This window comes from Thermococcus atlanticus, from assembly GCF_054657855.1.
In genome coordinates, this window is record NZ_BAAHXX010000001.1 from 1,114,459 (window position 1) to 1,128,020 (window position 13,562).

Below are 13,562 nucleotides of genomic sequence, written 5' to 3' on the forward strand. Positions count from 1 at the left end.
TAAGCCCGGGAATGGCCTGAAAGAAAGCGGAAATTGCCGGCACACTCCAGTTATCCTGGGGGCACGGCAACGAAAATCAAAAATTTTATCAACAACCCCACCGAGGAGAGAACATGCTGATAAACGAAACCAAGAAGAAGGTATGGCACGGAGAAGTGAGGCTGGCGGATACGTTTCTTAAACGTGCGGTCGGACTGATGTTCAAGCCCAGCATAGATTATGCCCTCGTCTTCCTGCTACCCGCGGAGACACGGATGAATGCCTCGATTCATATGTTCTTCATGTTCAGGAGCATAGATGTGCTCTTCCTTGACTCATCGAGGAGGGTTGTCGATTTTAAGCTCGCAAAGCCATGGCGCGTTTATGCACCGGCGGAGGCTGCGAGGTATATAATTGAGGGGCCCGTGGGCATCATCAGGGCACTGCACGTTGAGGTTGGCGATGAAATCAGATGGGTTGCAACCAGAGATGAGAAAAAGCCGATCCCTTCTCCGCTGGGGATTCCAAAAGACCTGAAATTCAGGCAGGCAAACGGTTCTATCGGCCTTTCACAGGCAAAAAGTGGTGGGGAGGGGCTTAAATCAGCTTCCCGAGGAATTCAGCCCACCGACGTTTGAACTCTCTGTGATCTGCCTGCGGTTCAAAAACCCTTTCAACTTCCGGAGGTTTCCATGCGCTGATTATGTCCTTCCCCTCATGCACCGCTTTTGCTATCATGAAAGTTCCGTATGCCGAACCGTTAAGCTCACGGGGCTTTACGATTCTCCTGCCCGACAGGTCGGATATCAGCTGGAGGAATTCCTCACTCTGAGAGAGCCCTCCGTCGGCCATGATGCTCTCCGTATTCAGCCCCGAAGCCCTCTCAAGGGCAGATATGACCTCGCTGCACCTCATTGCAAGCCCCATTATAAGTGCCCTGATTATGTCCTCCCTGCAGGTTCCCCGGGTTATGTTGATGAGGGCGCCCTTGAACTCGGGCCTGTTGTAAGGGGTTGATAAACCCGCAAATGCCGGGATGAAGATTAAATCGCCGTGCATTTCCCCCTCAAGCACCCTCTTCAGCTCGGAGTAGTCCTCCATGAGCCCGGTACTGATGAGCCAGTCCACAGCCGAACCGGAGGCGTTGACCATGCCCTCAAGGAGGTGGAGGGTTTTTCTCTCCGTTTTCAGAGCGACCATTGGATATATGGCAGGGGCGGCGGGTTTGGGTTTTTCCCCGACGTTGATGTCGATGAATGTGCCGGTTCCGTGCGTCATCTTCATGGCTCCGCTTTCTACACCGGCCCGGTAGAGGGAGGCCTGCTGGTCTGCCACAACAGTGAGAAGGGGCACGTCGTAATCCCTCAGACTGCCGGCAGGGGTGTCGTTGTTTATGACTGAGGGCAGGATTCTCTTCGGAATGCCGACTATGCCCGCTATGTTGTCGCTCCACTTCATGTAGAAGGGATCAAACAGGCCCGTGGCGCTTGCGTTTGTGTAGTCCGTCACATGCCTTCCCGTGAGGTTCCATACAATCCACGTGTCCAGGGTGCCGAAGAGGGCCTCCCCCCTCTCAACGGCCTCCTTCACACCGGGAACGTTGTCCATGAGCCACCTTATCTGGAGGGAGGAGTGGGATGTCCCGAAGCCCACATGGGCCAGGCTTATGATGTATGCCCCCTTCCTTGTTGAGGCTATCCCGGGGATGAGCTTCGAGGCTGAGTAAAAGACCTTTCCGAGAACTCTCCCGAAGCGCACCATAAACCTTGAGGAGAGCTCTTCAACAAGCTCCCCGGTTCTCGTGTCCTGCCATGTGATCATGTTGTAGAGGGGATTTCCCTCCCTGTCCCATACGACCGTCGAGCTCCTCTGGTTCGTGATGCCAGCGCCTGCGGGCTTTCCCAGTTTTGAGATCATGTCATCAATCAGCCGCCTGACGCCCTCAATCAGCTCTAGGGGGTCAAGCTCAACCCAGCCGTGCCGGGGGTAGAGCGGCTTTGTTCTTCTGCTGAGAACTCCGAGCTTTTCCCCGTCCTCGGAGAACGCATAGGCCTTGAGGTTGGTCGTCCCTACATCGAGGATCAGATAATAGTTCATCAAACTGCCTCCATATCCCTTTCGGCTATGATATCAACCCCCGTCCCCGCGGCATCCCTGACTATCACCTGCCCCCTTTTTACCGGCGCCCTAACGGTGATCCCTCTGAGAGCATTGATAACATCCGTTATCCTGTCCTTGGGAACGGGATCGGCTGTTCTCACAGGCAGGCGGGGATACCTCGCATTCAGAATCCTCACGGTGCTCGTGACCATGCGCTTCGGATTTCTGACTTCCTCCTCCCCGTATTTTTTGCCCTCAAGGCATTCATAGCCCGTGACAGTTATGGTCTCCCCATCAACCTCAACCCTGAGACGGCATCCCTTCGGACATCGGATGCAGAGGAACTCATAGACCTCTGACATCCACGAACACCTCCCCTGCATCCCTCAGAATATCCCTCGGAATCTCAATTCTTTCGAGGGTTGAGGGCCTTACATACGGCCTGAAGAACTTTTTCAGCATCTCCCCATCCTCGTTTCTTATGAGGATCCATGCCCTTCCCTCAATCCCGGGTCTGAGAAATGCGATTACTGGTTTTTCATCCTTCCACTCCACTCCATGTGGCGTCAGGGTTCTCACGTTTTCTCCGGGATTCATTCTGACAGGCTTTTCCAGCCTTGCCTCTCCGTTCAGGAACTTTTCAACACCCTCCGCGGCGAGATATGCACTCTCAACGGCATCATCTACATAATCAAAAATCTGAACTAGGTTTCCCGCGGCGAATACACCCCTGACGGTTGTTTCGAAGAACTCGTTTACAACCGGGCCCCTGGTTCTCGGGTCTATCTCGGCTCCTATGTCTGCCAGTTTTTTTGTGTACGGAACGAGTCCAACCGAGAGTATAACCGCATCGCAGGGATAAAACTCCTCCGTGCCCTGAATGGGACGCCATCTATCGTCAACCTGAACCAGAACGACGCCCTCAACCCTCTCCCTGCCCGTAATCTCCTTGACGACTGTTCTCGGTCTGTAGGGTATCCCGAAGTCAAGAATGCACTGCTGGGCATTCCTTGGCAGACCAGAGAAAAACTCCTCTGGAAACACGACGAGTATTGAATCGACACCCTCAAGGTAGAGGTGCCTCGCGACTATCATCCCCACATCCCCGCCGCCGACAATGACGACGTTTCTGCCGGGGAGAATTCCGTAGAGGTTCACCAGCCTCTGAACCATTCCCGCCGTGTAGACCCCCGCAGGCCTCGTTCCGCCTATTTTTATCTCGAACTGATGCCTCTCCCTGCATCCGATTGCATAGATGATTGACCTCGTCTTTATTCTCTCGACGCCCCCGGGGCTGACGGTCGTTATTTCCTTGATGCCGCCTCCCGCCTCCACAGACCTGACGTATGTCCCCAGGTGCACCTCAACACCGAGTCTCTGAATCCGCCCGATGAAAGTCCCCGCAAACTCCGGGCCCGAAAGGGCTTTGCCGAAAATCTTGGTTCCAAAGCCATCGTGTATGCACTGATCCAGAATCCCCCCGAGCTCCTCCTTTCTCTCAATCACCGCAACATCATAGCCTTTTTCCGCCAGTCTCACGGCGGCGGCCATACCGCTCGGCCCCCCGCCTATAACCACGGCATCCTTCAAGGCTCCTCACCCCTGACCGCACCGTCAAACAGCCTCCCCCCGTTTTCCTTCACGACCTCCCGGAGAGGAATCCCGAGCTCCCTTGACAGGATTTCGGCAATTTTAAGGGTGCAGTAGCTGCCCTGGCATGTTCCCATCCCTGCCCTTGTCCTTCTTTTGACTGCATCGAGAGTCCGGGCACCCCTCCTTATTGCCTCGATGATCTCCCTCTCCGAGACCATTTCACAGGTGCAGATTATGTTTCCCCAGCTCGGGTCTTCCCTGATCCGGGCATCGAGCTCCTCAAGGCTCATTTCACTGGCCTGCGGAATTGGATTCCTCCTCGGGTTGAAGTCCGGATTGGGTTCAAGATGGAGCCCCATCCCCCTCAGCTGTTCAACCGCGTATTCCGCTATAGCCGGTGCGGAGGCCAGACCCGGCGACTGGATGCCTGCAACATGGAGGAAGTTCCTGACCCACTTGGCGGGCCTTATTATGAAGTCCTCCGTGAATGTGGGTGCTCTCACGCCGGCGAAGTATCTTATGAGCTTGCCTGTGGGGAATCCGGGCAGAATCCCTGCATAACGCTCCAGGATTTCTTCGATTTCCTCCCTGCGGACTGAGGTGTCGTCCTTTTCGGGGATTTCGACGGCGCTCGGACCCCACAGGATGTTGCCGTGAATTGTTGGGTTTATTCCCCCGCCCTTGCTGTGCTCCGGGGCAGGGAAGCGGAGCTCGCTCACACAGTGCCTGACCCAGTCCCCGAGGGCCCTGTCAAAGAGCAGGATGACCCCCTTTCTCGGGTGTATCGTGTATTCCCTTGCCCCCGCAAGCTCGGCTATCTCATCTGCATAGACCCCTGCCGCATTGACGACATAAGCTGTGAGAAAAGTCCCCTTCGTGGTAACGACCCCTCTGATACTGTCCCCTTCCCTTATGAAGCCGACAACCTCCGTGTTCAGGTGTATCTCGACACCGTTTGCCATAGCGTTCTCTGCCAAAGCAACGACGAGCTCATAGGGATCGAGGATTCCGGTTGATGGCACATAAACGGCGGCCCATGCGTCCCTGGTGGCCTTTGGCTCGTATTCAAAGATTTTCTTTCCGCGGAGGATTTTAATTCCCCTGACCCCGTTCCTCATGCCCTTCAGCTTCACGATGAGGGGAAAAATGTAGGCTGAGACGAACCTGTAAATGGGCCCCGGCATGTATCTGCGGTACTTCCGGAGGGTTCTGGGGGTTATCAGCCACAGGCTGCCGGTGCGCCTGAAACGCACACCCAGCTCCTCACACAGCCTGTCATACATGGCGTTTCCCCTTATGTTGAGCTTCCTCTTGAGGGTGTTTTTCGGGGGCGCAACTCCGGGGTGTATCATGCCGTTGTTTGCCTTTGAGGCCCCGAGGGAAACGTCCGAGCCCTTCTCAAGCAGGGCGATCTTAAGCCTGTATTTTGAGAGCTCCCTCGCTATCATAGTCCCTGTGACCCCTCCGCCGATTATCACAACATCGTATTTACCGACGATTCTCTCCCTGTTCTCCTCGTAGAGCCTTCTCCTCCTTTCTTCGCGCTTTATCATCTCCCCCTCAGGATAGCCCTTCCACCTTATCCTGTTTACGACGCCTTCAACCCCCCTGACCTTTCCAACCGCGAGCCCTATCTCAACCCATTCCAGGTAGCTCTCGACTTCTCCACGGAGAAACACTATTCCATCCCTAATCTCGAATGATACGGCATGGGGAAAGCGCTCAAGCACCTTCTCAATTCTTGACTTCAGGCTCATAGCCCTCCCCCGTCAGCAGCCATAAAAACTCCGCTATGTCCAGAACCTTCAGTCCATCACCGCCCAGTGCAAGCTTGCAGCTCGGACAGGCCGTTATTGCCGTATCAGCACCCTCCATGAGCTGTTTCCTCCGCTCTTCCGCAATCTCTTCAGCCAGCTCCGGATTCAGCCGGGATACTGCGCTCCCCCCGTGGCCGCAGCAGAAGAGCTCCTTTCCCGGAGCTCTGAGCTCAATGCCCTCAATTCCGCTGAGGAGGTCTTTCAAAAGTTCCTTCTGCCCAAGCCCCAGGGCCAGCCTGCACGGATTGTGGTATGTAACCCTGTAAGTGCCCCCCTTCATCCCTCCCACTTTATCCTTCAGAAACTCTGCTATGTGAAAGACCCGGGGTCTGATCCTGATTCCATGCCCGGGATAGAGCACCCTGTATGCATAGGCGCAGGAGGGGCAGGAGGTTACCACTATCTCCGCTCCGCTCCGGTTTATCCGCTCCGCATTCTCAGCCGCGAGCTTTTTAAACAGTTCGATATTGCCCAGATTGTAGGCTGGAATGCCGCAGCAGGTCTCATCTATTGTAAAGACTTCAAAGCCGAGCTTTCTCAGCAGGTCAAGGGTTTTTTCTCCAAGTTCGGGGAGCTCATTCCTGATTGTGCATCCCCGTATGTAGAGGATTTCTCCTCTGCCGTCTTTCTCTTCCTTTTTAGCTCCATAGACATCCCCGTACCTCTCAAGGTTCTCAAACACCCCCCGGAACTCCTCAAAGATAACTCCCTTTCTCACGGCATCTTCCTTTACCGGCCGGATCAAATCCGCCACCGAGAACTCAAACGGGCAGTAAAGCGAACAGATGTCACATGAGAGGCACATGTACAGGGGCTCCAGATTTTCGGTGTTCAGCTCCAGCCTTCCCTCGCGGATCATGAATGCCACCCTTGCCTTCCCGGCCGGGGAGGTGGTTTCTCTGCCCTCGACTATGCTCACAGGACATGCGTGCCTGCACATATTGGGACAGAGGGCGCATTTTGTCAGATCATCCGCGGAGAGCTTTCCGCTGATCACCCTGAGTATCATCCTCCCGCCTGTCAGCAGGTTGGAAAAACCTATTTCATCCTTCAGCCAGTCCCACTTTCCCGGCATGGTCAGACCCCCATGTTGCCGGGGTTCATTATACCCCTTTCATCAACCGCATGTTTTATGCTCTTCAAAAGCCCGTAGGCTCCGTCCAGTTCCTCAGCGAGCCATTTTGCCCTGTGCCTCCCTATGCCATGGTGGTGGCTTATTGTTCCGCCGTTTTCAAGGGTTGCCCTCATGGCGGCTTCCCAGACGCGGTTATAGAACTCGGCCGGTCTGGTTCCCCTTGGAGGTATGCCCGCGAAGGTGAAGTAGAAGCACACCCCCTGGGGATAGAAGTGGGATGCATGGGCCGAGGCGAATAAAACACCCTTAACGGATTTCATGGCATCAACTGTGCTGTAATAGAGCTTTGCCGCGTTGCTCCAGTTCACCGCGACTTCAATTGTGTCGATCACGACACCGAGGGGTGCAAATTCGGATACCTCCTTTACCACAAACCTCGTTTCAAGCCAGTGCCTTACCGGCTCTTCGCCCGCTGGTGTTCCCCTGAACTCCTCCTCAACCACCGCTTTTCCTGCTTCTGCTATTTTTGAGTCTCCTTCCACGATTATAACCGTTCCGATCCTGCCATACATCTCATCAAACCGGTAGAAGTGCCTCTTTGTCTCGATCCTGTCATATATTCTGAGGACTGCCGGCCTCGCACCCCTTCTGAGGATTCTTCTGGCAGAGTCTAGGGCATCCTCAAGGCTCTCCGAGGCAAACGACATAAGAAATCTCTTCTCGGGATAGGGCCATATTCTGAGCCACGCCTTCGTTATAATGCCGAATATGCCCTCACTTCCGATGAAGAGCTTCCTCAGGTCCGGGCCCGTTGCGGTTCGCGGGTGAGGCTTCAACTCGATGACATTTCCCGGAGGGATTACCGCCTCCAAACCCAGGAGCATGTGTTCGATACCGCCGTATCTGGTTGAAAACTGGCCGATGGCTTTTGTTGCAATCCAGCCGCCCAGGGTGGATGGGTATAGAGACTGGGGGATGTGGCCGAGGGTGTAGCCTCTTCTGTTCAGGTATTCCTCCAGATAGTGGCCGTTCACGCCCGTTTCTGCCTCAAGAATCAGGTCCTCCTCGTGGATATCAATGGAGCGCATCCTCTTCATATCAACGACAATTCCCCCGTACTCGGGAACCGTTCCTCCCAGAACTCCGGAGCCGCCTCCATAGGGATAGACTGGCACGCCCTCTTCATATGCAACGTTCAGAATTTCAACCACGTCATCCCTGCTCTCCGGCCAGAGGACAGCATCCGGAAGCGCCGGAACCCTGCCCTGCAGCAGCCAGTGGAATGTCACGAGCCAGTAGTCATGGCTGTAGGAGAAAAGGTCAGCGGGTTTTGTTGAAACCTTCCTGCGCCCGAGGCGTTCAAAAAGCTTTCTGATGGCATTTTCAACATTCTCGGGTTTGCCTTTTTTCATTATTTCATCAATCATTAAGGCCAAAAATACCACCCCTGTGTATGAACCTAGGTTTCATGGGCTTAAAAAGTTTTCAAGACTGGTCATCATTTATCGGTTTGATGGCATAAAACCCCTCAGAGAACCATGAAGTCAATGGCGATGTTGAACTGCCTCGGAGCGTAGGGTCTGACTTTTCTCCTCCCAAGGATTTTAACCCCCATTCCCAGCTCCTCCGCGGTTTCCAGGATTATTCTCTCATGCTCTCCGAAAAGGTCTTCCTCATGGGAGAAGCCGTAGTAATGCACCACCCCGCCCTTTTTCGTGCTCGTTATGGCCTCCCTTAAGAATTCACGGGCAAACTTCGGAAGGTTCATTACAACCCTGTCAGCCTTCAGCTGGCCCGCGATTCCCCTCACATCACCCAGAATAGGTATGACATTGCTAACCCTGTTCAGCTTTCTGTTCTCTTCGAGGTATCTGACAGCCCACGGGTTTATATCGCAGGCAAAGACGGTTCCGGCTTTTTTTGCCAGCAGGATTGAATAGGGGCCCACACCGGCAAACATATCAAAAACGACCTCTCCTTCCCGGGCCATTCTGAAGACCCTCATTCTCTCCGTGGCCAGCCTCGGCGAGAAATACACCCTTGCAACGTCAAGCCGAAGCTTGATGCCGTTCTCCCTGTGTGTTGTCTCAGTTCTCCTTTCGCCGGCCAGGTGTATAAGCTCCCTAACCCTGTATTCTCCGGAAACCGCACTTCCCTTGGCGAAGACGGCCTTTATATGCCTGTGTGCCTTTAAGATGGCCTCCCCTATTGCCCTGCCGTAAGGCATCAGTTCCTCAGGGAGTTCGATTATTGCAATGTCGCCGACAATGTCAAAGGAGCTTGGGAGGAGCGGTCTGACCTCATCAGGAACCTCAACGACCTCGCGGTAGCTGTGGGGTCTCCTTTCGAGCCTCTCAAAGCTGGCCTCGATGAGCTCGAAGCCCTCAACAGGCCGCATGACGGGGAAGAGAACAAAATCCCCCTCCCTCTTAACGGCATACCCCCTGGCCAGAGCACCAAGCTCCATGAGCATTCTCCGTGTCCTTTCAGCATCCCGTTTGTGGACTTTGACTGCGAGCATCATGTCAGGATACCCCCTTCCATTCAAAAGATTTATCATCGGAACGGGGTTGTTTTATATGGTGAGTGTCATGTTTGAAGTTTTTGCCTGTTCGAGTGCATCTTCCGAATCCATCATACAAACATCAATAGTTTTAGGCACGCCCTCATCGGAACGGGATACCGTTAAAATAACGGGACGTGTTCGGGCTCGAAAGCGTTATTAAGCTTGTCCCGACAGTATCAGGGTGTGGTGGTTTCAATGCTCGGCGGTATGGCAATGATGCCTCATGGCAACGAGGTTCTGGAGCCCGGGGATGAAAAAACCCGGCAGCTGGCGGATGTCTTAAAGAGGATAGGTGAGGAGTTCAGGGAGTTTGATGTCTATGTTATCGTCACCCCGCACAACATCAAAATCAGCGACCACATCGGAATAATCTTTGCCGAAAATCTGGTTTCATGGCTCGGCTTTGCGGGTGTTGAATTCCATGGGGAGTATAAAACCGATAGGAAGCTGGCGGAAGAGATTTATCTGGAATCCAGAAGGGCGGGGATTCCTGTTGTAGACATAAATTTTGCAGCTTTGTCGGGTGAGTACTCGCGCTTCCCGCTGACATGGGGGGAGCTGATTCCCCTGCATTTCCTTGATGCCAGGCCGCTTGTGGTCGTCACTCCTGCCAGAAAAATGCCCAGGGAAACGCTGGTACGGTTCGGAGAGGTTCTGGCCGGGAGCATTGAAAGCTACGATGGGAGAGCTGGCCTTGTTATCAGCGCGGATCACGGGCATGCGCACGCTCCAAAAGGACCCTACGGATATGCACGTGAATCTGAGGAGTACGATGAGCTCGTAATGAGGCTCATAGGAGAGAACAGGCTTGAGGAACTGCTGGAGCTTGATGAGGAATTTATTCGGAAAGCGAAACCGGACAGCTACTGGCAGCTGCTGATCATGCTCGGGGTGCTCCGGAAAGTCCCGATGAAGCTGAAGGCCACAGCCTATGCCTGTCCCACTTACTTCGGCATGGGCGCGGCGCTCTATGTGAGGGATGCGGTGAATAATTCTTTATCCAAACCTCCGAGAGTAGGGTAAGGATGAATGAATCGGGAAATCAGGTGTTAAAATATGAAAAGGGTAAGAGCAGATTTACTCTGGTTACTGTTCCTTGCATTTGTCCTCAATCTAGCAGTTATCTATGGGCGAAAAACACCTGTTGGTGGGAATGGTGGTGATACGATAATTCACATGGCCATGATTAGGGGAATCTACCTCGGTAGAAATCCTTTCTTGGATCAGCATTACAATGTTTATCCGAACTGGTACCCATTCTTCTATCACTCTATTATCGCACTCTTGGCGAAACTTACTCACGTTTCGATCTGGAATTTAATGATATGGACACCGCTCCTCTTTGCAATGTTAATGATAGCTTCATGGTACCTGCTCGGACAGGAACTCGACGAGAAGTACGGTGGCTTACTATTAGGGGCACTTTCCTTTCTCATTATGGGATCACAGCTTTTTCCGAATCCAAAAGCACTCATCCCGATTCTGCTTCCGCTGGTCTATCTGGAAATTCTAAGGTACATCTACGGGAGGAAGAGAAGACATGGGGTGTATGCGGGAGTCCTTTTAGGTTTTATGTTATGGACTCATGTTGGGGCGGCTTTACCGGTTCTGACTGGGGCTTCACTGTATGCCCTGCTCAGACTAAAGAGAGACAAGAATCTGCTACTTATCCCGTTAGTTGCAGTGATCATAATCTCTCCCTACTTCCTGAACATAGCCCTTCATGTCCAGCCGGGAGCTACGGGAGTGGTTGAAGGCAATTGGCTGAGAGAATTAATGCTGTACAGAACGTTTTTAAGAATCAGGCCTCCTGTATGGGGCTTGGCACTAATCCTTACCGCCCTGTTATTTGCCTTCAAGAGAAGGGAGAGTAGGGGGTTCTGGAAGTTCATATATGTGAGCCTTGGGGCAATGCTACTTGTTAACTTAGTCCCTTCGATTCTTTACTCTACTATCGGCATAAAGATCTTCCCATCACGCTTTGCGATACCACTACACTATACCTACATACTGCTCTACTTCTATGCGATCAGGGAACTCTTGAGGGGGGTTGGAGCAAAGAAAGTTGCAGTATATAGCATTTCAGCTATGCTGATAGTGTATGGATCTTTTGCATTTATTCACTACAACAATACGAACTTCAGTTCAAGGTACACCTATAAACCGTTTGAATCATTAGCTGGTAATTACACAAGAGGGCTTCTAAAAGTTTCTGAATGGGTCCGCGGGAATACTAAAAGGGATGACTATTTAATCGGACATCCCTACACTTTGGAATGGATTGCGGGCTTCACGGGAAGGCCTGTTGTTGCCGTAACTTACGGCCACGGAAATCCCTTCCTAAACATGGAACAGAGAAGGGAGGATATTAGACAATTCTTCCTGAACTCACAGGTGAGAAAAGAGATAGTTGAGAAGTATGGGATTAGGTACATTATCCTTGGCCCATTTACAGAGCGGGCGTATAACGTCACGGCGGATTCTTTTTCAGACGATTTTAGACTTGTTTTTAAGTGGAAGAATTTCTACGTGTTGGAGGTGGTTGGATGAGGGCCTTTCCTTACCTTATCTTGGCTGCGTGCATACTGCTTGGAGGAACAACACAGATACTTTTTAAGCTTGGCATGAACTCTGTTGGTGCTTTGGATTCTACGGAGAAGATTTTCTCTTTAAAGACAGTCATTATGGTGCTTTCGAACAAATATATCACTGCTGGCCTCATGTTGTATGCGATTTCATCGGTTCTGTGGATTATCGGTCTTTCAATGCTTGATGTTAGCCTGATGTATCCCTTGCTGAGCCTTGCATACTTTGTTACGACAGTTTTGGCATTCTTTATTCTTAACGAACATATTAGAACAAGCAGGTGGATTGGAGTGCTGCTGATCCTCGTTGGGAGCATCTTGGTTGGGCTTAATAAGTGAATGGTTGAGATGTATTCACGTGGTTCTGGAATAACGGGAGATGTTTGCAGTGGCAGATTTATCATGCATTGTCCGGCTATCATAAAAAGCATCAGGAGCATCGGCACAACCCTTATTATAAGTTATATGTGGGGATGGTGAGAGAATGAGCGAGGTAATCAATCCCTCTGCAATTCTCCAGAAGATAGACTCGGACGAAAAGAGAACTCTGGTGCCCCGGCCGGGATTTGAACCCGGGGCGCGGGCTCGAAAGGCCCGCATGTTTGACCGGGCTACACCACCGGGGCGTCGATATTGCTAAGCCGGGGAGCCTTTAAAAATCTTTCGCCCGGGAATAAGTTTTTAACCTCTCCTCCGTTCTTCTGCTCGATGATCATGAAGAAACTGGGGAAAATATTTGCAGAACTCCTAGCAGAGCGGGGCATTCAAAAAATCGGCAGTCTATCAAAGAGAGTGCCCGGAAGAGACTCCGGGGATAAGCTCCAGGAGATAGCAACTGCGGTTCTTGAGGGATATGGAGCCATCTGCAGGCTGAAGAAGCCGGCATATATAGCCTGGGATCTGGAGGGAAACCCCGTTCACTGGGCGGAGTATGCATTTGTTCACAGCAGCATTGCCGGCAAATTTGAACCTGTTTTGACATCCGAGGATTTGAAAAGTGTCCTCCCCGATTATCCCTATTTCATAATAGATTTAATGCACTGGGGGCTCCACTCCCGGAAGGAAAAGGTCAAGGTGGCACTTCAATCAGCCCAGAGCTACGGCGTTATTCGCGATTATCTATGGGGGGAGCGCCTGGCCCTCACATGGGTTAACGGGGAGTTCAAAGCCCTCTCAAATTTCCCCCTCGATAAAATAACCGCCTACGAAGGCTCAACCGCGGAATTTCTGAAGGAAAAGGGCATTGAAGATGTGGTTCTCCTCGATCCAAGGGCCGAGAAGGAGCTGGGTCAGGATGACCTGAACGCCGGGGCATTTGTAATCGGGGGCATCGTTGATACAAGCGGTAAAAAGAAGGGAACCACCGCCAGAATCGGGGAAGCCCTGGAAAATGCCGGCATCAGGGTCAGGAGGAGAAAAATCGCCCTCAGGGGAGACATTGTGGGGGTTCCGGACAGAATCAACATGATTCTTGACATAATGCTCAGAATTCTGGTTGAGGGAAAACCTGCGGAAAAGGCTATCCTTGAGGTTCAGGCCCCCCTTCAGGCGAGATGGCGTCTGAGGAAGGAACTCCCGAGGAGAAAGACAAGATTTATGGTCAACGGGAAAAAGTTTCTCGTCGTCGAGAGGGAGCTTTTTGACGAATACAGCGAGTGGCTCAACATCAGATGGGAGGACTTCGTTAAGGTGCTGAAGGAGCTCGACTTCGTGGCGCTGGAAAGGAGGAGAATCCGCCATCTCAAGAAAATCTCGGTTCCGAGGATAATCAACGGCAGGGCATACTATGTCATACTCCTGAAAAAAGCCGCCATGATGTGCTACAACTGTTAGGTAAGATAAATAAA

General features: G+C 52.3%; 12 protein-coding genes and 1 tRNA gene. 5 read left to right on the forward strand and 8 right to left on the reverse strand.

Annotated elements, in window-relative coordinates:
- Positions 1-113 precede the first annotated feature (113 nt).
- Entirely contained in the window at positions 114-617 is a 504-nt protein-coding gene (locus ACYQ27_RS05920; protein WP_460041251.1) for a DUF192 domain-containing protein, read from the forward strand.
- Here the strand turns inward: ACYQ27_RS05920 and ACYQ27_RS05925 are convergent.
- The 7 genes from ACYQ27_RS05925 to ACYQ27_RS05955 form a co-directional block, all read right to left on the reverse strand.
- On the reverse strand, positions 577-2,076 hold the full coding sequence (locus tag ACYQ27_RS05925) for an FGGY family carbohydrate kinase (RefSeq protein WP_460041252.1): 1,500 nt from the start codon (positions 2,074-2,076) through the stop codon (positions 577-579). The genes ACYQ27_RS05920 and ACYQ27_RS05925 overlap by 41 nt on opposite strands.
- Positions 2,076-2,441: a DUF1667 domain-containing protein gene (locus tag ACYQ27_RS05930; RefSeq protein ID WP_456452354.1), complete on the reverse strand. Its 366-nt coding sequence runs from the start codon at positions 2,439-2,441 to the stop codon at positions 2,076-2,078. Before ACYQ27_RS05930 ends, ACYQ27_RS05925 begins: the two co-directional genes overlap by 1 nt.
- On the reverse strand, positions 2,425-3,669 hold the full coding sequence (locus tag ACYQ27_RS05935; RefSeq protein WP_460041253.1) for an NAD(P)/FAD-dependent oxidoreductase: 1,245 nt from the start codon (positions 3,667-3,669) through the stop codon (positions 2,425-2,427). Before ACYQ27_RS05935 ends, ACYQ27_RS05930 begins: the two co-directional genes overlap by 17 nt.
- Positions 3,666-5,429, reverse strand: a complete 1,764-nt coding sequence (locus ACYQ27_RS05940; protein ID WP_460041254.1) for an FAD-dependent oxidoreductase — start codon at positions 5,427-5,429, stop codon at positions 3,666-3,668. The genes ACYQ27_RS05935 and ACYQ27_RS05940 overlap by 4 nt, the downstream gene beginning before the upstream one ends.
- Positions 5,407-6,564 (reverse strand): (Fe-S)-binding protein, encoded by a 1,158-nt coding sequence (locus ACYQ27_RS05945; protein ID WP_460041255.1) that lies wholly within the window; start codon positions 6,562-6,564, stop codon positions 5,407-5,409. Before ACYQ27_RS05945 ends, ACYQ27_RS05940 begins: the two co-directional genes overlap by 23 nt.
- A 2-nt stretch (positions 6,565-6,566) precedes the next feature.
- Positions 6,567-7,991: an FAD-binding oxidoreductase gene (locus ACYQ27_RS05950; protein WP_460041818.1), complete on the reverse strand. Its 1,425-nt coding sequence runs from the start codon at positions 7,989-7,991 to the stop codon at positions 6,567-6,569.
- A gap of 101 nt (positions 7,992-8,092) precedes the next feature.
- The gene (locus ACYQ27_RS05955; RefSeq protein WP_460041819.1) at positions 8,093-9,085 is read right to left on the reverse strand and encodes a class I SAM-dependent methyltransferase; all 993 of its coding nucleotides are present in this window, start codon (positions 9,083-9,085) and stop codon (positions 8,093-8,095) included.
- A 240-nt stretch (positions 9,086-9,325) separates the two neighbouring features.
- On the opposite strand from ACYQ27_RS05955, the gene ACYQ27_RS05960 reads away from it, so the two are divergent.
- From ACYQ27_RS05960 to ACYQ27_RS05970, 3 genes are read left to right on the forward strand one after another with little or no spacing between them, the layout of a single operon-like run.
- Positions 9,326-10,153, forward strand: a complete 828-nt coding sequence (locus ACYQ27_RS05960) for a DODA-type extradiol aromatic ring-opening family dioxygenase (protein ID WP_460041820.1) — start codon at positions 9,326-9,328, stop codon at positions 10,151-10,153.
- Positions 10,154-10,186: 33 nt separating this feature from the next.
- Complete coding sequence (locus ACYQ27_RS05965) at positions 10,187-11,680, forward strand: ArnT family glycosyltransferase (protein ID WP_460041256.1); 1,494 nt, start codon at positions 10,187-10,189, stop codon at positions 11,678-11,680.
- Positions 11,677-12,054, forward strand: coding sequence for a hypothetical protein (locus tag ACYQ27_RS05970; RefSeq protein WP_460041257.1), 378 nt, complete (start codon positions 11,677-11,679; stop codon positions 12,052-12,054). Before ACYQ27_RS05965 ends, ACYQ27_RS05970 begins: the two co-directional genes overlap by 4 nt.
- A 209-nt stretch (positions 12,055-12,263) precedes the next feature.
- On the opposite strand, the gene ACYQ27_RS05975 is transcribed toward ACYQ27_RS05970, so the two are convergent.
- A tRNA-Glu gene (locus ACYQ27_RS05975) sits at positions 12,264-12,341 on the reverse strand.
- Positions 12,342-12,429: 88 nt separating this feature from the next.
- Here ACYQ27_RS05975 and trm10 point away from each other — a divergent pair.
- Positions 12,430-13,548, forward strand: coding sequence for a tRNA (guanine(9)-/adenine(9)-N1)-methyltransferase (gene trm10 / locus ACYQ27_RS05980; RefSeq protein WP_460041821.1), 1,119 nt, complete (start codon positions 12,430-12,432; stop codon positions 13,546-13,548).
- Positions 13,549-13,562 lie beyond the last annotated feature (14 nt).